Annotated in this window: 16 protein-coding genes and 1 pseudogene; 13 read left to right on the forward strand and 4 right to left on the reverse strand. The window is 58.3% G+C overall.

From position 1 onward, the window contains the following. Positions 1-34: 34 nt before the first annotated feature. A complete protein-coding gene (locus tag ACWXTG_RS02675) occupies positions 35-1,228 on the reverse strand; it encodes a pyridoxal phosphate-dependent aminotransferase (RefSeq protein ID WP_480220598.1) in 1,194 nt (397 codons plus the stop codon). A 134-nt stretch (positions 1,229-1,362) separates the two neighbouring features. Beyond that, the gene (locus tag ACWXTG_RS02680; RefSeq protein ID WP_480220599.1) at positions 1,363-2,415 is read right to left on the reverse strand and encodes a S1 family peptidase; all 1,053 of its coding nucleotides are present in this window, start codon (positions 2,413-2,415) and stop codon (positions 1,363-1,365) included. 119 nt (positions 2,416-2,534) lie between these two features. Here ACWXTG_RS02680 and uvrB point away from each other — a divergent pair, with 119 nt between their 5' ends. Both uvrB and ACWXTG_RS02690 read left to right on the forward strand, forming a co-directional pair. Then, on the forward strand, positions 2,535-4,574 hold the full coding sequence (gene uvrB / locus ACWXTG_RS02685) for an excinuclease ABC subunit UvrB (protein WP_480220600.1): 2,040 nt from the start codon (positions 2,535-2,537) through the stop codon (positions 4,572-4,574). A gap of 57 nt (positions 4,575-4,631) precedes the next feature. Then, positions 4,632-5,768: pseudogene (locus tag ACWXTG_RS02690) on the forward strand (IS3 family transposase). Between the two features lie 300 nt (positions 5,769-6,068). Here the strand turns inward: ACWXTG_RS02690 and ACWXTG_RS02695 are convergent. After that, positions 6,069-8,786, reverse strand: coding sequence for an Rne/Rng family ribonuclease (locus ACWXTG_RS02695; RefSeq protein ID WP_480220601.1), 2,718 nt, complete (start codon positions 8,784-8,786; stop codon positions 6,069-6,071). 590 nt (positions 8,787-9,376) lie between these two features. Here ACWXTG_RS02695 and ACWXTG_RS02700 point away from each other — a divergent pair. Genes ACWXTG_RS02700 through ACWXTG_RS02715 form a run of 4 tightly spaced genes read left to right on the forward strand, consistent with a single transcriptional unit; the run spans position 9,377 to position 12,278 of the window. Further along, positions 9,377-10,366 (forward strand): RluA family pseudouridine synthase, encoded by a 990-nt coding sequence (locus ACWXTG_RS02700; RefSeq protein WP_480220602.1) that lies wholly within the window; start codon positions 9,377-9,379, stop codon positions 10,364-10,366. Continuing rightward, positions 10,350-11,006, forward strand: a complete 657-nt coding sequence (locus tag ACWXTG_RS02705) for an HAD family hydrolase (RefSeq protein WP_407995243.1) — start codon at positions 10,350-10,352, stop codon at positions 11,004-11,006. The genes ACWXTG_RS02700 and ACWXTG_RS02705 overlap by 17 nt, the downstream gene beginning before the upstream one ends. Continuing rightward, positions 10,985-11,347, forward strand: a complete 363-nt coding sequence (locus ACWXTG_RS02710; RefSeq protein ID WP_480220603.1) for a Rieske (2Fe-2S) protein — start codon at positions 10,985-10,987, stop codon at positions 11,345-11,347. The genes ACWXTG_RS02705 and ACWXTG_RS02710 overlap by 22 nt, the downstream gene beginning before the upstream one ends. Then, a complete protein-coding gene (locus ACWXTG_RS02715) occupies positions 11,340-12,278 on the forward strand; it encodes a S49 family peptidase (RefSeq protein WP_309565153.1) in 939 nt (312 codons plus the stop codon). Before ACWXTG_RS02710 ends, ACWXTG_RS02715 begins: the two co-directional genes overlap by 8 nt. 104 nt (positions 12,279-12,382) lie before the next feature. Here the strand turns inward: ACWXTG_RS02715 and pgi are convergent, their stop codons facing one another. Then, positions 12,383-14,035, reverse strand: coding sequence for a glucose-6-phosphate isomerase (pgi, locus tag ACWXTG_RS02720; RefSeq protein ID WP_407995245.1), 1,653 nt, complete (start codon positions 14,033-14,035; stop codon positions 12,383-12,385). 302 nt (positions 14,036-14,337) lie between these two features. Here pgi and rpsF point away from each other — a divergent pair, with 302 nt between their 5' ends. From rpsF to radA, 7 genes are all read left to right on the forward strand, one after another. Beyond that, positions 14,338-14,721: a 30S ribosomal protein S6 gene (gene rpsF, locus ACWXTG_RS02725; protein ID WP_309565155.1), complete on the forward strand. Its 384-nt coding sequence runs from the start codon at positions 14,338-14,340 to the stop codon at positions 14,719-14,721. A gap of 6 nt (positions 14,722-14,727) precedes the next feature. After that, on the forward strand, positions 14,728-15,027 hold the full coding sequence (gene priB, locus ACWXTG_RS02730; protein ID WP_480220604.1) for a primosomal replication protein N: 300 nt from the start codon (positions 14,728-14,730) through the stop codon (positions 15,025-15,027). Between the two features lie 12 nt (positions 15,028-15,039). Continuing rightward, complete coding sequence (gene rpsR / locus ACWXTG_RS02735; protein WP_011479550.1) at positions 15,040-15,267, forward strand: 30S ribosomal protein S18; 228 nt, start codon at positions 15,040-15,042, stop codon at positions 15,265-15,267. A gap of 11 nt (positions 15,268-15,278) precedes the next feature. Beyond that, positions 15,279-15,725: a 50S ribosomal protein L9 gene (rplI, locus tag ACWXTG_RS02740; RefSeq protein ID WP_309565157.1), complete on the forward strand. Its 447-nt coding sequence runs from the start codon at positions 15,279-15,281 to the stop codon at positions 15,723-15,725. 123 nt (positions 15,726-15,848) lie between these two features. Then, a complete protein-coding gene (gene dnaB / locus ACWXTG_RS02745; RefSeq protein WP_480220605.1) occupies positions 15,849-17,237 on the forward strand; it encodes a replicative DNA helicase in 1,389 nt (462 codons plus the stop codon). 2 nt (positions 17,238-17,239) lie between these two features. Further along, complete coding sequence (gene alr, locus ACWXTG_RS02750; protein ID WP_480220606.1) at positions 17,240-18,316, forward strand: alanine racemase; 1,077 nt, start codon at positions 17,240-17,242, stop codon at positions 18,314-18,316. Then, the gene (gene radA / locus ACWXTG_RS02755; protein ID WP_407995248.1) at positions 18,316-19,677 is read left to right on the forward strand and encodes a DNA repair protein RadA; all 1,362 of its coding nucleotides are present in this window, start codon (positions 18,316-18,318) and stop codon (positions 19,675-19,677) included. The genes alr and radA overlap by 1 nt, the downstream gene beginning before the upstream one ends. Positions 19,678-19,724 lie beyond the last annotated feature (47 nt).

Raw genomic sequence — 19,724 nt, forward strand, 5'->3', positions numbered from 1 at the left:
GCAGGCTTTTTTATTGCTCAAGTGAGCGTGTCGGCTAGGCCAATGCGCGCTCGATACGCTCCAGCGCGTTCTTGAGGTTGTCCATGGAAGTGGCGAACGAGATGCGGAAGTAGCCCTCTGCTCCGAAAGCGGAGCCGGGCACCACGGCGACGCCTTCCTGTTCGAGCAGGTATTCGGACAGTGCCATGTCGGTGGCCTGCTTGATTTTGCCTGCGACAAATAGGTTGTTGATGGCTTCGCGCGCATCGGGGAACGCATAGAATGCGCCGCCCGCCTTGATACACTTCAGGCCCTTGATCTCGTTGAAGCGCTTGACGACGAACTCGTGGCGTTCGCGGAAAGCGTCCAGCATCGGCGTGATGCATTCCTGCGGGCCTTCCAATGCAGCCTGGGCCGCCACCTGCGAGATCGAGGTCGGGTTGGAGGTGGATTGCGACTGCAGGATTTCCATCGCCTTGATGATCTTGGCCGGGCCTGCGGCGTAGCCGATGCGCCAGCCGGTCATGGAATAGGCCTTGGAAACGCCGTTGAGCACGATGCAGCGCTCCTTGAGCTCGGGCGCGGCATTGAGGATGTTGTAGAACTTGTCCCCGGTGAGGTTGACGTGCTCGTACATGTCGTCGGTGGCGACCAGCACATGGGGATGTTTCTTCAACACCTCGCCCAACGCCTTGAGTTCTTCAAGGCTATATACCGCGCCGGTCGGGTTCGATGGCGAGTTGATCATGAACAGCTTGGTTTGCGGCGTGATGGCGGCCTCGAGCTGCGTGGCGGTGAGCTTGAATCCTTGCTCGATGCCGCATTCGATGATGACGGGCTTGGCGCCGGCGACCAGGGCGATATCGGCGTAGGATACCCAGTAAGGCGCGGGCACGATGACTTCGTCGCCCGGGTTCAGTACGGCGAGCGCGAGGTTGAAGATACATTGCTTGCCGCCCACGCCGACGATGACTTCCTTCTCGGTGTAGTCGAAGCCGTTCTCGTTCTTGAACTTGGCGACGATGGCTTTCTTCAGGCCGGGAATGCCGGCAACAGGGGTGTATTTGGTGAAACCTTGGTCAATCGCTTTTTTAGCGGCGTCCTTGATGTGTAGTGGAGTGTCGAAATCCGGTTCGCCTGCGCCCAGGCCGATGATGTCGCGGCCTTCTGCCTTAAGCTTGGCGGCACGTGCGGTGACAGCCAGGGTGGGTGATTCTTTGATGGATTGAACGCGCTGCGAGAGTTCCAAGATCTGAAATCCTATAGAGAAATAATGAAGACGACGGCAAAACGTTAATTTTACTCATATTATTCCCAATGCGGAATATGGCGGCGTGCGATATTTGGCTGGTGTTGCGCGATAGTTGAGGCAATAGGCGCAATTTACTGTGTAGAAGAAGCCGGCCTGGCGGCCATGTCGTTGCAGTCGTCGGCGCATGCGGTCGCCTTGCGGAATTCCATTGCCAGCTTCTCGCTGATCTTGCCCAGCGATTGCTCTATGGCATAGGCCTCGTCCTTCTTGCCTTGATGCGCCGCCATCAGGCCAAGGCGGAACATGGCGTCCGTATTCGCCGGATCGAGGCTGAGCGCCTGTTTGTAGCTGGCTTCCGCGGCCTGTGGCTGCTGCAGGTGTTCCTGCGCGTAGCCGAGCTCGTACCACGCCTCGCTGTTGTCGGGCTCCGCCATGGTCCATTGCGTGGCGATCCTGCTCAGGGCTTGCCAGTCCTTTTGTATTTCCGGGATGGCAATCATCAGGAAATAGAGGCGCGATTGCTCCGTCGCTTCCCACAAGGCCTGGCCGATCAAGGGAAAGCGGGTTTGCGGCTGGCGTTCCTCCAGCTGTTTCAGCCATTCCACCGGCAGGGCATAGTAGTAAGCCTGGCGGCCCAGCGTCTTGAAGGTGTTGATGCCCACAAGCTCGCCGGCCTCGTTGTACAAGCCGCTGCCGCTGGCCCCGAGCGCGAACCTTGCGGTGCTGCGGATAATGCTGCCGTGGTCCAGGGAGTAGAGCGACTTGATATTGCCTGCCGAGATCAGCGGGGAGGCAACGCCGTTGGAGTGGCCGATGGCGATGACTTGTTCGCCTTTCTTCAGCGCGGTGCTTTCTCCTAGCGTCACGGGCTTGAACGGCAGGGGAACAGTGTGCAGCAGGCAGAGGTCGTGCCAGAGGTCGGCCTGCACCGATTCGACCTGGTAGACATCCTCGCCGCGTGAAATCCAGGGCTTGCCGGATTCGCGCAGCACATGGCAGTTGGTCAAGACCCTGTCGCTGGCGACGACGATGCCGGAGCCGTAACCCAAGCCGCCATCCGCCCGGTAGGCCCTCACCATGACGGTGGAGAAGAAGGGCTCGATCATTTTCTCGCGGTCGATGGCATGGGCGGGTAGCGCTGGCGTCAGCAGCCATGATGCGGCAATCCACAGCAGATAACGCATAACTACCTCCAGGCTCGGGCAGGAAAAAGAGGCAACCGGGTTTGAAAGAAGGTGGATCAACAGGGACGTGAACTTCGCTTGCCTGTTAGAATCTCAGTTCTTTCTCATTGGTGATTGATGTGATTGTCACTTTCCCAAACAGCAAATACAAGCTTTTTCAGCCGTTCCCGCCCGCAGGCGACCAGCCGGCGGCGATCGAGGCGCTCACGGCCGGCGTGAACGAGGGCCTGAAGTTCCAGACCTTGCTCGGCGTGACGGGTTCCGGCAAGACGTACACCATGGCGAACGTCATTGCCCGTACCGGCCGTCCCGCGATCGTGATGGCGCCGAACAAGACATTGGCCGCCCAGCTGTACTCGGAGTTCAAGGAGTTCTTTCCGCAGAATGCCGTGGAGTACTTCGTCTCGTACTACGACTATTACCAGCCCGAGGCCTACGTGCCGTCGCGCGACTTGTTCATCGAGAAGGATTCCAGCATCAACGACCATATCGAGCAGATGCGGCTGTCCGCCACCAAGGCGTTGCTGGAACGGGAGGACAGCGTCATTGTCGCCACGGTGTCGGCGATTTACGGTATCGGCGACCCGGGCGAATACCACGGCATGGTGCTGCATATCCACCTGGGGATGAAAATCAGTCAGCGCGATATCGTCAACAAGCTGATCGCGATGCAGTATGAACGCAACGACTTTGATTTCTCGCGCGGCGCTTTCCGCGTACGTGGCGACGTGCTCGACGTGTTCCCTTCGGAAAACAGCGAAACCGCGGTGCGCATCAGCCTGTTCGACGACGAGATCGAGAGCATCACGGTGTTCGACCCGTTGACCGGGCAGATTTTCAACAAGATCCACAATTTCCGCATCTTTCCCTCCAGCCATTATGTGACGGCGCGCGAGGCCACGATCCGCGCGATGGAGACCATCAAGCAGGAGTTGCGCGAACGCGTGGATTTCTATATCAAGACCGGCAAGCTGGTGGAAGCGCAGCGCATCGAGCAACGCACGCGCTTCGACCTGGAAATGCTCAACGAGATCGGCTTCTGCAAAGGCATCGAGAATTACAGCCGGCACTTGACGGGGCGGCAGCCTGGCGATGCGCCGCCGACATTGATCGATTACCTGCCGAAGAATGCGCTCATGATCATCGACGAGAGCCATGTCACCGTGCCGCAGATCGGCGGCATGTACAAAGGCGACCGCGCGCGCAAGGAAAACCTGGTCGATTACGGCTTCCGCCTGCCGTCGGCCATGGACAACCGGCCGCTCAGGTTCGAGGAGTTCGAGCGCATCATTCCACAATGCATTTTCGTGAGCGCGACGCCGGCGGAATACGAAGCCACGCATCAGCAGCGCATCGCGGAGCAAGTGGTGCGGCCTACCGGGCTGGTCGACCCCGAGATCATCGTCAAGCCGGCCGATACGCAGGTGGATGACTTATTGTCGGAAATCAAGCTCAGGGTCGATGCGGGCGAGCGGGTGCTGGCCACCACGCTGACCAAGCGCATGGCGGAAGACCTCACTGATTACCTTTCCGAGCACGGCGTGCGGGTTCGCTATTTGCACTCCGACATCGATACGGTGGAGCGCGTGGAAATCATCCGCGACTTGCGCCTGGGCGAGTTTGATGTGCTGGTGGGGATCAACCTGCTGCGCGAGGGCCTGGATATTCCCGAGGTTTCATTGGTCGCCGTGCTGGATGCGGACAAGGAGGGCTTCCTGCGCTCGGAGCGGTCGCTGATCCAGACCGCGGGGCGCGCGGCGCGCAACCTCAACGGCAAGGTGATCTTCTATGCCAACAAGGTAACGCGCTCCATGAAGCTGGCGATGGATGAAACCCAGCGCCGCCGCGCCAAGCAGATGGCGTTCAACGCCGAGCACGGCATCACGCCGAAGGGCGTCAGCAAGCGCATCAAGGACATCATCGAGGGCGTCTACAGCAAGGAGGATCACCAGCGTGACCGCAAGGCGGCTGAAGAGCAGGCCAGCTACGGGAAGATGACCGAGAAGCAGCTGGTCAAGGAAATGAAGCGCCTGGAGAAAGCCATGCACGAGAGCGCAAAGAACCTGGAATTCGAGAAGGCCGCTGACTACCGCGACCAATTGAAAAAACTCAAGAACAGTTTTTACGGCGCCGAGGTGCCGGACGAACTGGCGGATTGAATCGCCCCGGAACCATTAGACGCTCCGAAGCCTTAAACTTAGGCAAAAGGAGAAGTCATGAGCAGCAAGCGTTACCCGGAAGAGTTCAAGATTGAAGCGGTCAAACAGGTCACGGATCGTGGTCATCCCGCCTCAGAAGTGGCGAGTCGATTGGGCGTGACGTTGCCGACCCTGTACGAGTGGCTGAAGCGTTACAGCGTGCCCGAGGTTGAGCGTAGCGAGTTGCAAGGCCAGGCGGCAGAAATTCGCCGACTCAAGGCCGAACTGAAGCGGGTCAGCGAGGAGCGCGACATCCTAAAAAAGGCCGCAGCGTACTTTGCCAAAGAGTCCCGGTAAGGTACTCAATCCCATGAAACGCAGTATCCGGTGCGCCGGCTCTGCCACATGATGGCCGTTCATCCCAGCGGCTATTACGCTTGGAAGGCCGAACCCGTGTTGCCTCGTCAGCAGGATGATCAACGACTGCTGGGGCTGATCAAGCAATCCTGGTTGGAGAGCGGTGGCGTCTATGGTTATCGCAAGATTGCACATGACCTGCGCGATCTGGGCGAGCGCTGCGGCAAACATCGGGTTTATCGTTTGATGAGGCAGGAAGGGCTGCGGGCACAGGTGGGCTACCGTCGTCGGGCCGGTCGCTACGGCAAGCCCGCGGTCGTGGCTGAGAATCAGCTGGAGCAGAAATTCGATGTCGAAGCGCCCAATCAGGTTTGGGTGACAGACATCACCTATATCCGAACCAACGAAGGCTGGTTGTATCTGGCCGTGGTACTGGACCTGTTCTCGCGTCAGGTCATCGGATGGTCGATGCGCTCGCGGATCGATAGCGAACTGGCAATCAATGCCTTGCTGATGGCGGTCTGGCGGCGAAATCCCACGGCGCCCGTGATCGTCCATTCGGACCAGGGATGCCAGTACAGCAGCCACAACTGGCAAGCCTTTCTGAAAGCCCATGGCCTGGTGGCCAGCATGAGCCGACGGGGAAATTGCTATGACAACGCTGTCGCTGAGAGTTTCTTCCAGCTACTCAAACGGGAGCGAATCCGCCGCAAAACCTATCTCGACCGCGAGGAAGCTCGCCGGGATGTCTTCAACTACATCGAGATATTTTATAACCCGAAACGTCGCCATGGTTATGCAAACGACGTTTCTCCGGTAGAGTTCGAAAAACAGCCCTTGGAAAGTCACGCTATCTAGATGGTCATGCGACTGATTGGGGGCAACAGTTCTGGGCGATGCTTTGGGATCGCAGCGGTGAAACTATCCTTGAATGATGGCTACTCAACGGGTATTTCGTTGTAGAGTTTTATCTGGATTAAAACCAAAAATATTATTGATTTATTGATTTATTGATTTATTGATTTATTGATTTATTGATTTATTGATTTATTGATTTATTGATTTATTGATTTATTGATTTATTGATTTCGGTAAAATTTGAACTCAAGAATAAAAAAGCCCTGACACAAGCCAGGGCTTTTTTGTTGCTGCTTGATATTACTTCTGGGTTTCCACCATCACCAGCTCGTCGTTGCCGGCTTCGTCCTTGGCCGCCTTTTGCTGCCAGGCCGCAGGCTTGCGCGGCGCGCGTTTTGCAGGTGCTTCCTCCACAGGGGCGGTTGCTTTAACTGCATCGGCCTTGGTTTCTACCAGTTGCAAGCCGGAATCCGCCAAGTCGGCCGGCTTTTCTGCCTCGGCCTTGCGGCGGCGGGGCGCGCGCGGCTTCTTCTCAGGCTTGGCAGCTTCAATCGGGGCTTCTTCAGTCACGGTTTCGGCAGCTTTCGCCGGCTCGGCGGCAGCAGGCGCGCTGTCCCCGGCAGGTTCGCTCTCAGGCGCTTTTGCCGCTTTGGTTGGTGCTGCCTTGGCTGTCGTTTCCACAATGGCCGGCTGGGTTTCCTCAACCGCGGCGGCTTCTGTCTTGGCGACTGGCAGAGGCGCTTCTTCGCGAGGCGCTGCTTTTGTTTCAGCCTGGGCTGCCTCGGCCTTTTCCTTCACTTGGGGAGCAGGAGCTGCTTGCGGAGCGGCTGCTGCCTTGGTTTCCACCGGCAGTTCGGCTGCTACTGTCGCAGCAACAGGAGCTTCTGCAACTGAACGCACGTCTTCTGCCGCTTGCTGGCGGTTTTCGCGGTTTGCATTTTCGTTGCGGGGCTGGCGCTCGCGGCGGCCATTGCGCCCACGGCGGTTGCCGCGTTGCTCGCTGCCAGCTTCTGCAGGCGTTTCTGCCTGCAGGGCAGGCGTAGCCTGCTGCTGAGCCTTGGGCGGGCGCTCGTTGCGCTCTGGACGCTCGGCCTTTTCCTGGCGTCCTTGGGCGGCGCGTTGTTCAGCCTGTTGCGGACGGCGGTCCTGCTGGCCCCGTGGCTCCTTGCGCTGTTCCTGACGCTGCTCGTTTTGCGCCTGGCGGTCATTGCTGGTACGTTCAGTACGCTCATTGCCGTTGCGCTCGTTGCGCCGGGTGTTATTGCGGCGCTGGTTGCGGCCATTGTCGCGGCGCTGGCTTTCTTCCTGCGGTTTGGCTTCGGGCTTGGGCGCGGTGACGCTGGCGAGCCAAGACTTGAAGCGGTTGAGCAGGGAGGTGCTGTTGGGATTTTCCTTGGCCGTTGGAGCAGGCGCAGGCGATGCGGGCGTAATGCCCTTCACGGCAGCTTCGGGTTTTGCGGGTCTGGGCTCCTGGGCAATCGCGGTCTCGATAGTCTCGGACGGCAACTCGACCATTTCATAGCTGGCGCGGCCTGTTTCTTCCACGTCGTCATGGCGGATGCGCAGGATGTTGTAGTTGGGGGTTTCCATGTGGATATTGGGGATCAACACCACTTGCACGCCCATGCGCTGTTCGATCTTGTGGATTTCCGAACGCTTCTCGTTGAGCAGGAAGGTGGCCGCCTCGACAGGGAGCTGTACCTGGATGATGGCGCTGTTCTCCTTCATCGCTTCTTCCTGCGTGATGCGCAGGATGTGCAATGCGGTCGATTCTATGCCGCGGATGTGGCCGGTGCCGTGGCAGCGCGGACAGGGAATATGGTTGCTTTCACCCAGGCTTGGGCGCAGGCGCTGGCGCGAAAGCTCCAGCAGGCCGAAGCGCGAGATCTTGCCGGTCTGCACGCGGGCGCGGTCGTGGTGCAGCGCATCGCGCAGGCGGTTTTCCACTTCGCGCTGGTTGCGCTGGCTTTCCATGTCGATGAAGTCGATGACGACCAGGCCGCCGAGGTCACGCAGGCGCAGCTGGCGGGCGACTTCGTCCGCAGCCTCCAGGTTGGTATTGAACGCGGTCTGCTCGATGTCGCTGCCCTTGGTGGAGCGGCCGGAGTTGACGTCCACGGACACTAGGGCCTCGGTGTGGTCGATGACGATCGCGCCGCCGGAAGGCAGGCGTACTTCGCGCGCAAACGCGGACTCGATCTGGTGCTCGATCTGGAAACGGGAGAACAGCGGGATCTCGTCGCGGTAGAGTTTGACGCGCGATACGTTGTTCGGCATCACGTGGTTCATGAACTGCACGGCTTGTTCATGAATGTCGGGCGTATCGATGAGGATCTCGCCGATATCCGGCTGGAAATAATCGCGAATGGCGCGAATGACCAGGCTGCCTTCCTGGTAGATCAGGAACGGGCCGCTCTGGATGGTGGAGGCGCTTTCGACGGCAGTCCACAATTGCAGCAGGTAATTCAGGTCCCACTGCAATTCTTCCACGCTGCGGCCGATGCCGGCAGTGCGCGCGATGATGCTCATGCCGTTAGGCACTTGCAGTTGCGCCATGGTGTCGCGCAGTTCGTTGCGGTCTTCGCCCTCGATACGGCGGGAAACGCCGCCCCCGCGAGGATTGTTGGGCATCAGCACCAAGTAACGGCCTGCAAGCGAGACGAAGGTGGTGAGGGCGGCGCCCTTGTTGCCGCGTTCGTCCTTGTCCACCTGGACGATCAGTTCCTGGCCTTCCTTCAGGACATCCTGAATGCGCGGACTGCGGCCTGCATCGCCTTCGTTCAGGAAATAGCTGCGGGCGACTTCCTTGAAAGGAAGAAAGCCGTGACGGTCAGTGCCGTAGTTGACAAAAGCGGCTTCGAGGGAAGGTTCTATGCGGGTGATGACACCCTTGTAGATGTTGCTCTTGCGTTGTTCCTTGCCGGCGGACTCGATATCGAGATCGATGAGTTTTTGTCCGTCGACAATCGCGACGCGTAATTCTTCTGATTGCGTCGCATTAAATAGCATGCGTTTCATTACGGGCTCCCGCGCTCTTCAAGCGGGCAGCAGGCCTTGCATGGCCTTGGGGCAGCAGCGGTATGACTGAAACTTCAATGTATGCGCCTGCTCAATGTAGGCAAGCGATAACAACACGATACGAGCAGATCAAAGTCCGCAGGAGGTAACGCGAAGCAATAGTTTCTCAATTTTTCAGCTAGGCAGTTGTTTGCCTTCAGGCCGCTTTTTCCTAATGTGCGTTTTAGTGCAGTTTAAAGGTGCCGTCTTGGGCCACCCGGAAAAAGATTTTCTAATACCGTTGTGCCACAGTATCAGCTTGAATTTGTTAACGAAAGCTTTCGTAAACTATTGGGTCTAAACCCCGGTACGTCTATTTCTGTCTCGGATTAGCCGTCATTATCGGCTAATATGCTATTTTTTCAGTATATCCTGGGCTGTTGCGCCACATGAGCCATATCGGTCTGCGGCGGCTAGAGCGCATTTTTGTTACAAATCGCTACTTGATGTTCATTGGCGAGCGAGTTAACCAAGGTGTTTTTTCATTCCAGTTGTCATTCTTGAAGAAGCGCTTAGCGCATTTACCTCAAGATGGTCGTAGTATAGGTGAGATGACTAATTTAAGCAAAACAAGAAATCAATTTAATCCCGCCGCTGTCAACCTGCTCACTATAGATGAAGCCAGTGAAGGCCAAAGAATTGATAATTTCCTGGCCAAAATACTAAAGGGGGTCCCCAAGAGCCATATTTACCGCATCCTGCGCAGCGGAGAGGTTCGCGTCAACAGCAAGCGCGTGGATTCGAGCTGCAAGCTCAGTCTGGGGGACCAGGTGCGTGTGCCGCCGGTGCGCATGGCGGAGCCGCAGGCCGAGTCGATGGCTAAGCCGCAGGCCTCCAAGTTCGACGATGCCATCATCTTCGAGGACGAGGCGCTGCTGGTGATCGACAAGCCGGCGGGGTTCGCCGTGCACGGGGGGAGTGGCATCAGCCGCGGCGTGATCGAGCAATTGCGCCTGGAGCGCCCGCATGCCAAGTTCCTCGAACTGGTGCACCGTCTCGACCGCGAAACCTCCGGCGTGCTGTTGCTCGCCAAGAAACGCGTGGCGCTGGTCAACCTGCATGACGCCATCCGCAACAACCAGACGGATAAGCGCTACCTGGTGCTGGTGCATGGCAAATGGACCGACCAGAAGCGCCGAGTCAAGTTGTCCTTGCACAAATTCGTGCTGCCGAGCGGCGAGCGCAGGGTGGCCGTGCAGGATGACGGCCAGGACTCCGAAACCATCTTTTATCTGCGCAAGCCCTTGGGCGAGTTCACCTTATTGGAAGCCCAGCTCGTAACCGGCCGTACCCATCAATTGCGCGTGCAATTGTCGCACCTGGGTTTCCCGATCGCCGGCGACGACAAATACGGCGACTTTGCTTTGAACAAATCCCTGCAGAAGCGCGGCTTGAAACGCATGTTCCTGCACTCCGCCGAAACCAATTTAAGACACCCTATCAATGGAGAAAAGTTGAAATTAATCGCACCTTTACCTAAGGAACTTGAGAAGTTTGTTGAGATATTGAATGCGGAGTCCAAGCATGGCCAAGCGCTTTGACCTGATCGTGTTTGATTGGGATGGCACGCTGGCCAATTCCACGCAGATCATCGTGGACAGCATCCGCAAGGGCGCTGTCGAGACCGGACTGGATGATCCGGGGCAGGAGGCCGCCAGCAGCATTATCGGCCTGGGCCTGCGCGAAGCGATCGAGCAATTGTTTGGCGTGATTACGCAGGAGCAGATCCAGCAGATGGCGGCACGCTACAATGTGCACTACAACGCGCACCAGGATGACGTCGTGCTGTTTGACCAGGCTTACGATACGGTAAGCAGGCTCAACCAACAAGGGTACATGCTGGGCGTGGCCACCGGCAAGGGCCGCCGCGGCCTGAACCATGCCTTGGCCCATAGCGGCCTGGGCGAGTTCATCCACGGTACGCGCTGCGTCGACGAATGCCTCTCCAAGCCCAACCCGCAAATGTTGCTCGAGCTCATGGACGAGTTCGGCGTCGAGCCCGAACGCACATTGATGGTGGGGGATACCAGCTTTGACTTGCAGATGGCGCAGAACGCCAAGGTCTCCAGCCTAGGGGTGACCTATGGCGCGCATCCGCTGGAGCGATTGCTGCCGCATTCTCCGCTGGCGCATTTCGATGATTTTGCTACACTCAGCCAATGGCTGGACGCGAACGCCTGATCTGCCAAAGCAGTGAGCTGGAAGACGGCGGCAAGGGCGTGCGCTTCGACCTTCCCGAACTCGGCAGCCATGTCACCGGGTTCGCGGTGAGGTTCGGTGGAAAAGTCTATGCCTACGTCAACCAGTGCGCGCATATTCCGCTGGAGCTGGACTGGAACCATGGCGAGTTTTTTGACGTCAGCAGGCAATACCTGATCTGTGCGACCCACGGCGCGCATTTCCAGCCGGAGACCGGATATTGCGTAGCAGGGCCGTGTCATGGGCGGAGCTTGCAGCCTGTGCGGGTCGAAGAGCAACAACAGCAAATATTGATCAACCTGGAAAGCTTAATGAATGTCTGACAACTATCCTAACGGCTCCAACTGGGAGCGCGAAACACTGCATCAGCTTGCCTTGGCCACGGTCAAGGAGCAGCGACGTTCTCGCCAATGGGGCATTTTCTTCAAGTCGCTCGGTTTCCTCTACCTGTTCATCATCCTGTTTTATGTCACCGGCTGGAACGAGAGTTCGTCCGCATCGGTGGAGCATACGGCATTGATCGACATCAACGGCGTGATTGGCAGCGATGACGTGGTGAACGCGGATAGCGTGATCGCCAGCCTGAAGTCGGCCTATGACAGCAAGGGCACCAAGGGCATCATCCTGCGCATCAACAGCCCTGGCGGCAGCCCGGTGCAGGCGGGCATCATCAACGACGAAATCAAGCGCCAGCGCAAGCTGCATCCTAATATCCCGGTTTATGCCGTGGTGCAGGACATCTGCGCTTCGGGCGGCTATTACATCGCCGTGGCAGCGGACAAGATCTATGTCGACAAGGCCAGCATCGTCGGTTCGATCGGCGTATTGATGGACGGGTTCGGCTTCACGGGCGTCATGGACAAGATCGGCGTGGAGCGGCGCTTGATGACGGCCGGCACCAACAAGGCCATGTTGGATCCGTTTTCTCCCGTCAATCCCAAGCACAAGGAATTCGCCCAGCAGATGCTGGACCAGATCCATGCGCAATTCATCGCAGTGGTGCGCGAGGGTCGCGGGAAGCGTCTCAAGGAAACTTCCGAAACGTTCAGCGGATTGTTCTGGAGCGGCGAGAGCAGCGTGGAAATGGGGCTGGCCGATGCCTTCGGCAGCTCTGACTATGTGGCGCGCGAGGTGATCAAGCAGGAAAACCTGGTCGATTTCACCGCCAAGGAAGGGCTGGCCGACCGGTTTGCCAAGCGCCTGGGCGCCAGCGTAAGCGCGAGTTTCCTCGGCAAGAAGCTGGGCCTGGAGTAAGCATAAGCATCAACGACTCAAGTAAAGTCGGTCGATGAAATAAAAAAGCCACGAATATCGTGGCTTTTTTATTGATAAGAGCTGAGTCCTTTAAAGCTGGCAGCCTATTTTCTCGACTTGAAGTAATTCATCAGGCCGTTGGTCGAGCTGTCATACTCGTTCGACTCCTTGCCGTCGTTCAATTGAGGCAGGATTTTCTTGGCAATCTGTTTGCCGTATTCCACGCCCCATTGGTCGAAGGAGTTGATGTTCCAGATGATGCCTTGCACGAATATCTTGTGTTCGTAGATGGCGATCAGCTTGCCCAGGGTCTTGGGGGTGAGCTTGTCGAACAGGATGGTGGTGCTCGGGCGATTGCCCTCGAACACCTTGTGCGGCAGCAGGATTTCCAGCTCATCGCCGCTCAGTCCTTGCGCGACGAGCTCGGCCTTGGCCTCATCCAGCGTCTTGCCTTGCATGAGGGCGCTGGTCTGCGCGAAGCAGTTGGCAAGCAGGATCAAGTGGTGCTCGTTGCCGTTCTTGCCCACGCTGTACTGGCTATGCAGCGGCATCATGAAATCGCAGGGGATCAGGCGGTTGCCCTGGTGTATCAATTGGTAGAACGCATGCTGGCCGTTGGTGCCGGCTTCGCCCCAGATGATGGGGCCGGTGGTGCATTGCACGATGCGGCCGTCGCGGGCGACGAACTTGCCGTTGCTTTCCATATCGGCTTGCTGCAGATAGGCGGGGAAGCGAGCCAGGCCCTGGTCGTAAGGCAGTATCGCGAGGCTGTCGGCGCCGAAGAAGTTATTGTACCAGACGCCCAGGAGCGCCATGATCACGGGGATGTTCCGCTCCAGCGGCGTGTTTTTGAAATGCAGGTCGATTTCATGGCCGCCTTGCAGCAGTTCCTCGAAGTTGTCCATGCCGATGTAGATGGCGATGGACAGGCCGATCGCGGACCAGAGGGAATAGCGTCCGCCCACCCAGTCCCAGAACTCGAACATGTTGGCGGCGTCGATGCCGAACTTGCCGACTTCGTCCGCATTGGTGGAAATCGCGACGAAGTGTTTTGCAACGTGCGCTTCATCCTTGGCCGCCTGCAGGAACCAGGTGCGCGCGGAGTGCGCATTGGTCATGGTTTCCTGGGTGGTGAAGGTCTTGGACGCGACGATGAACAGCGTGGTTTCCGGGTCGCATTGCTCCAGGGTCTGGGCGAGGTGCGTGCCGTCGATGTTGGAGACGAAATGCGCGTTCAGGCCGGCCTGGGCATAGGGTTTGAGCGCGCCGCACACCATGACGGGCCCGAGGTCGGAGCCGCCGATGCCGATATTGACGACGTCGGTAATGCGCTTGCCTGAGTAGCCCTTCCATTCGCCGGAGCGGATGCCGTCGCTGAACTTGCGCATCTGCGCCAGCACGCGGTTGACCTCCGGCATGACGTCCTTGCCGTCGACATATATAGGTGTGTCGCTGCGGTTGCGCAGGGCGGTGTGCAGCACGGCACGGTTTTCGGTGAAATTGATTTTCTCGCCCGAGAACATGCGGTCGCGCCATTCCTCGACCTTGGAGTCGCGCGCCAGTTTGAACAGCAGCGGCAGCGTTTCATCGGTGATGCGGTGCTTGGAATAATCCAGCAACAGGCCTTCGGCGTTCAGGGAGAATTTTTCGAATCGGCGCCCATCCTTGGTAAACATGTCCCGCATCTGCAGGGGGAGGATTTCGTGATAATGGGCGCTAAGGTCATGCCAGACCGGACAGTTTGTTGGGTTCGTCATTGCGGATTATATGTTTATTGGTAATCTTTTAAAGTGGTTTGGTCATCTGTCTGTTTGCGAGGTTTGGCGTAAGCTGGCATGTCAATCCGAACAGCTTGCTGCATATAATGACCAGGTTCAATCCTGATGATTCTATTCAATTCTGAGTAAATAGACAATTTTAGTATTCAGCGCTTTGCGCCTGAAGGCGGGATGATGCAGGTTGTGATGGATTAATTGATATTTTTTAGCTATACTTCCGGGTTTTCCACCTTGCCTCACCGTTGCGCATGCGGGAGGCTGTCAATCCAAAAGGAGATTCTATGCGACATTATGAAATCGTTTTCATCGTCCATCCGGACCAGAGCGAGCAAGTGCCAGCGATGATCGAGCGCTATCGCACGCTCGTGACTTCCAATGGCGGTACCATCCATCGCCTGGAAGACTGGGGCCGCCGCCAGCTGGCTTACCCAATCCAGAAAATCCACAAGGCGCATTACGTGCTGATGAACATCGAGGCTAGCCAGGCAGTGCTGGAAGAGCTCGAGCACGCATTCAAGTTCAACGATGCAGTATTGCGTCACCTGACCCTGAATACCGACGAAGCCGTGACTGCGCCATCCCCAATGATGAAGGAAGAAAAGTCCAAGTCATTGCTGGCCAAGGACGAAGCTGCTGCACCCGCTGCAGAGCAAGCCACAGCTTAATAAGTAGTGAGTTTAAACAGGCTGGAGTTGGACGGCGAGTTCACGCAGGTTGCGGAACTGCGTTACACCCCGGCAGGAATACCGGTATCGAGTTTCGTCCTAAAGCATATGTCTGAACAGGTCGAGGCGGGAATGAAGCGCAAGGTTGAATGTGAGGTGTCAAGCATGGCCATGGGGCCGCTGGCGCTGGAAGCACAGAAAATCAGCGAAGGGACGCAGGTGAAGGTGGTCGGGTTTCTCGCAAGGCGCAGCCTCAAGAGCTCGCAGCTGGTATTGCATATACAAACATTGGAAAGAATTATCTGAAAGGTTTTCATCATGGCACGTGACATGTTCAAACGCCGCCGCTACTGCCGTTTCTCGGCAGAGGGCATCAAGCAAGTGGATTACAAGGATGTTGATCTGCTGAAGGACTTCATCAACGAAAACGGCAAGATCATCCCAGCCCGTATTACTGGCACCAAGGCCAAGTATCAGCGCCAGCTGACTACTGCAGTGAAGCGCGCCCGCTTCCTTGCCCTCCTGCCATACACTGACAAGCACTAAGAGGTGAGACCATGCAAGTTATTCTGTTGGAAAAAGTAGTTAACCTGGGCAACCTCGGTGACATCGTCAAGGTGAAGGACGGCTATGGCCGTAATTTCCTGATCCCTCAAGGCAAGGCAAAGCGTGCGACCGAAGCCAACAAGGCCGAGTTCGAGGCGCGTCGTGCGGAGCTGGAAAAGCAACAGGCCGAGCAATTGGCTGCTGCGCAGAAGCGTGGCGAGAAGCTGGCTGGCTTCTTGTTGCAAGTTACTCAGAAGGCTGGCGTCGACGGCCGCTTGTTCGGGTCTGTGACCAATGGCGATATCGCTGAAGCGCTGACTGCTCAGGGCTTCGAAGTTTCTAAATCCGAAGTGCGCTTGCCAGAAGGTCCGCTCAAGGCGATTGGCGACCACCAGATCAGCATCGCGCTGCACCACGATGTTGTTGTCGAGATCACTGTTTCCGTGCTCGGCGAGTAATACTGCATCCGGCTTTCAAGCCATCGAAAGGGCTGCCATCGGCAGCCCTTTTGTTTTGAAGATTCCAGCGCATATTGCCGAGAACGGGCAACCAACCCGCAAGCCTAATTGTTATAATGCGCCATGGCTGACGATACACTAGAATCCCTGAAACTTCCCCCGCATTCCGTAGAGGCAGAGCAATCAGTATTGGGCGGCCTGCTGCTTGAAAATGAGGCGATGGACCGCATTGCCGATATCCTCGGCGCCGACGATTTCTACCGGCATGACCACAAACTGATCTTCCAGCACATCAGCCGCCTGTTCGAGCGCAGCAAGCCCGCCGATATCGTGACCGTGGCCGAATCGCTGGAAAACTCGGCCGAGCTTTCCAGCGTAGGCGGGCTGGCATACCTCGCGGCATTGGCGCAGAACACGCCGACCGCGGCCAATATCCGCCGTTATGCCGAAATCGTGCGCGAGCGCTCGGTGATGCGCAAACTGGTCGAAGTCGGCTCCAATATTGCCGAGAGCGCCTACAACCCCTTGGGACGCGACGCCCAGCAGCTGCTGGATGAGGCCGAAGCCAAGATTTTCCAGATTGCCGAAGGCGGCAAGCGCTCGACCCAGGGCTTCCTGGATATGAAGACCCTGTTGCCGCAAGTGGCTGACCGTATCGATTACCTTTACCAGCGCGACAACCACAGCGACGTCACAGGCATCCCCACTGGTTTTACCGACCTAGACGGCATGACCTCGGGCATGCAGCCCGGCGACTTGATTATTGTCGCCGGGCGCCCATCCATGGGCAAGACCTCGTTCTCGCTCAATATTGCCGAGAATGTGGCCCTGGACACTGGCCTGCCTGTCGCCGTCTTCTCCATGGAAATGGGCGCAACGCAGCTGGTGACCCGTATGATCGGCTCCATCGGTAAGCTGGACCAGCACCGCATGCGCAACGGCAACCTGGAGGACGAAGACTGGGTGCGCCTGACGACCGCGCTCGGCAAGCTGAACGAGGCGCCCATCTATATCGACGAAGGCGCCGGCCTGAGCTCATTCGAAGTGCGCGCACGCGCGCGCCGCCTGCACCGGCAAGTGGGCAAGCTGGGCCTGATCGTGATCGACTATTTGCAGTTGATGACAGGCACTTCCTCCGGCGGCGGCAGGAGCGAAAACCGCGCCACGGAAATTTCCGAAATCTCGCGCTCGCTCAAGGCCCTGGCGAAGGAGCTGGACGTGCCCTTGATCGCCTTGTCCCAGCTCAACCGCAGCGTGGAGCAACGTCCCGACAAGCGCCCGGTCATGTCTGACTTGCGCGAGTCCGGCGCGATCGAGCAGGATGCCGATTTGATCCTGTTCATTTACCGGGACCAGGTATACAACCCGGACAGCCCGGACAAGGGCACCGCCGAGATCATCATCGCCAAGCAGCGTAACGGCCCGATTGGCCGCGTGCGCCTGACCTTCCTTGGCGAAAACACCCGCTTCGAGAATTTCGTGGGGCAATACCAGGACAACTATGACGAGTAAGCATGCGTGCGACCAAAGCGACGATTGACATGGGCGCGCTGCGCCATAACCTTAATCTTGTGCGCGAGCGTGCGCCGGGCTCCAGGGTGCTGGCGGTGGTCAAGGCGGATGCTTACGGCCACGGCCTGTTGCGGGCAGCGCCAGGCCTGGAAGAAGCCGACGGCTTCGGCGTGTTGCGCCTGGGCGAAGCCCTGGCCTTGCGTGAAGCGGGCTATAGCCAACGCTTGCTGTTGCTGGAAGGGGTGTTCGGCATGGATGAGCTCGATGCCGTCGCCCAGCACGACATCAGCATTGTCGTGCACAACGAGCAGCAGCTCGCCATGCTCGAGGAGAGGGCGGCAGTCGCGCCCGCCAAGCCTATCTCGGTATTCCTCAAGATGAACAGCGGCATGAACCGCCTGGGATTCAAGCCGCAGGCCTACAAGCAAGCCTTGAAGCGGCTGGAGGCTTGTCCTGCGGTGGCAGACGTCAGCTTGATGACGCATTTTGCGACAGCGGATGACGAGCAGGGCATCGCCGGGCAGCTCAATGTATTTGATGCTGAGACAGCCGGGCTGAGCCATCCCGTCAGCCTGGCCAATTCCGCTGCCATTTTGCGCTTCCCGGAGGCACATCGCGACTGGGTCAGGCCGGGCATCATATTGTACGGCGCATCGCCGGTATCGGGCATCGGCGCGGCCAGTTTCGGGTTGCGGCCCGCGATGCGCTTCACTAGCGAAGTGATCGCTGTGCAAACGCTGGAGGCCGGGGATATCCTCGGATACGGCGCGCGTTTCACCGCGACGCAGACAACCAGAGTCGCCATCGTCGCCTGCGGCTATGCGGATGGATATCCGCGCCATGCGCCCAACGGCACGCCCATCGCGGTTGGCGGGCAGCTCACGCAAACCCTGGGACGCGTCTCCATGGATATGCTGTTTGCGGATATTACCCAGCTACCCGATGCCGGCATCGGCAGCGAGGTGGAGCTCTGGGGCGAAACGGTGCCGGTGGATGCGGTTGCCGAGGCTGCAGGCACGGTAGGGTACGAGTTGTTGTGCGCGGTGGCGCCGCGCGTTGTGTTCAGGGTGACAGGCTGATGGCGAAGGCAAAGACGGTTTATAGCTGCACCGAGTGCGGCGGGCAAACCCCGAAGTGGCAAGGGCAATGCCCCTCGTGCATGGCATGGAATACCTTGGTCGAAAGCGTGGTGGAAGCCGCCCCTAGCCAGAACCGCTATGCCGCGCTTGCGCAGTCCAGCGGCTTGCAGAAACTGGCCGATGTCGAGGCTGCGGACGTGCCGCGCCACCCGACCGGCATTCATGAGTTTGATCGCGTCCTGGGCGGAGGTCTGGTGCCGGGCGGCGTGGTGCTCATTGGGGGAGATCCCGGCATCGGCAAGTCCACCTTGCTATTGCAGACCTTGTGCCATATCGCCAGCATGCGCAAGGCTCTTTACGTTTCGGGCGAAGAGTCCGCGCAGCAGATCGCCATGCGCGCCAAGCGCCTGGGGCTTGACGCCGGCCCGGTCGAACTGTTGGCGGAAATCAGCCTGGAAAAAATACTGGCTATCTTGCAGCAACATAAGCCCGAAGTAGCCGTCATCGACTCGATACAAACCATGTATTCCGAGGCCTTGCAGTCTGCGCCCGGTTCCGTGGCGCAAGTCCGGGAATGTTCCGCGCAGCTGACGCGTTTTGCCAAGCAGGCGGGCGTGACCATGATCCTGGTCGGCCATGTCACCAAGGAAGGCTCGCTCGCAGGGCCGCGCGTGCTGGAGCATATAGTCGACACCGTACTGTATTTCGAAGGGGACCAGAACTCCAGCTTCCGGCTGGTGCGCGCCTTCAAGAACCGTTTTGGCGCTGTGAACGAGCTGGGTGTGTTCGCCATGACGGAGAAAGGCTTGCGCGAGGTCAGCAATCCCTCGGCGTTATTCCTGTCGCACCATGCAGAACAGGTGGCAGGTTCCTGCATCACCGTGACGCAGGAAGGCAGCAGGCCGCTCCTGGTGGAAGTGCAGGCACTGGTGGACGAGGCGCATGCGCCCAATCCCAAGCGCCTATGCGTCGGCCTGGAGCAGAACCGGCTTGCCATGCTGCTGGCCGTCCTGCACCGCCATGCCGGCGTAGCCTGCTTCGACCAGGACGTGTTCATCAATGCTGTCGGGGGCGTCAGGATCAGCGAGCCCGCCGTGGACCTCGCGGTGCTGCTTGCGATTGTCTCCTCGCTGAAAAACAAACCCCTGAACAATAAATTGATCGTATTCGGCGAGGTGGGGTTGGCAGGGGAGGTCCGCCCGGTCCAGCGCGGGCAGGAGCGCCTGCGGGAGGCTGCCAAGCTCGGCTTCACCCATGCGATAGTCCCCAAGTCCAACTTGCCCAAGCAGGCAATTGAAGGCTTGGACGTCAAAGGCGTGGAGCGTCTTGATCAAGCCTTGCAGCTATTGCGTAACGGATGACTGTGGCTGCGGCCTGTTATAACCTGATGATTTGGTATGGGTAAATG

This window comes from Methylobacillus sp. DLP286, assembly GCF_056636515.1.

Excerpts from the sequence above, each read along its gene's own strand:
- ACWXTG_RS02680 (WP_480220599.1), bottom strand. The coding sequence starts at position 2,415 with ATGCGTTATCTGCTGTGGATTGCCGCATCATGGCTGCTGACGCCAGCG.
- ACWXTG_RS02695 (WP_480220601.1), bottom strand. The coding sequence starts at position 8,786 with ATGAAACGCATGCTATTTAATGCGACGCAATCAGAAGAATTACGCGTC.
- ACWXTG_RS02700 (WP_480220602.1), top strand. The coding sequence starts at position 9,377 with ATGACTAATTTAAGCAAAACAAGAAATCAATTTAATCCCGCCGCTGTC.
- ACWXTG_RS02705 (WP_407995243.1), top strand. The coding sequence starts at position 10,350 with ATGGCCAAGCGCTTTGACCTGATCGTGTTTGATTGGGATGGCACGCTG.
- ACWXTG_RS02710 (WP_480220603.1), top strand. The coding sequence starts at position 10,985 with ATGGCTGGACGCGAACGCCTGATCTGCCAAAGCAGTGAGCTGGAAGAC.
- ACWXTG_RS02715 (WP_309565153.1), top strand. The coding sequence starts at position 11,340 with ATGTCTGACAACTATCCTAACGGCTCCAACTGGGAGCGCGAAACACTG.
- pgi (WP_407995245.1), bottom strand. The coding sequence starts at position 14,035 with ATGACGAACCCAACAAACTGTCCGGTCTGGCATGACCTTAGCGCCCAT.
- rpsF (WP_309565155.1), top strand. The coding sequence starts at position 14,338 with ATGCGACATTATGAAATCGTTTTCATCGTCCATCCGGACCAGAGCGAG.
- rpsR (WP_011479550.1), top strand. The coding sequence starts at position 15,040 with ATGGCACGTGACATGTTCAAACGCCGCCGCTACTGCCGTTTCTCGGCA.
- rplI (WP_309565157.1), top strand. The coding sequence starts at position 15,279 with ATGCAAGTTATTCTGTTGGAAAAAGTAGTTAACCTGGGCAACCTCGGT.
- dnaB (WP_480220605.1), top strand. The coding sequence starts at position 15,849 with ATGGCTGACGATACACTAGAATCCCTGAAACTTCCCCCGCATTCCGTA.
- alr (WP_480220606.1), top strand. The coding sequence starts at position 17,240 with ATGCGTGCGACCAAAGCGACGATTGACATGGGCGCGCTGCGCCATAAC.
- radA (WP_407995248.1), top strand. The coding sequence starts at position 18,316 with ATGGCGAAGGCAAAGACGGTTTATAGCTGCACCGAGTGCGGCGGGCAA.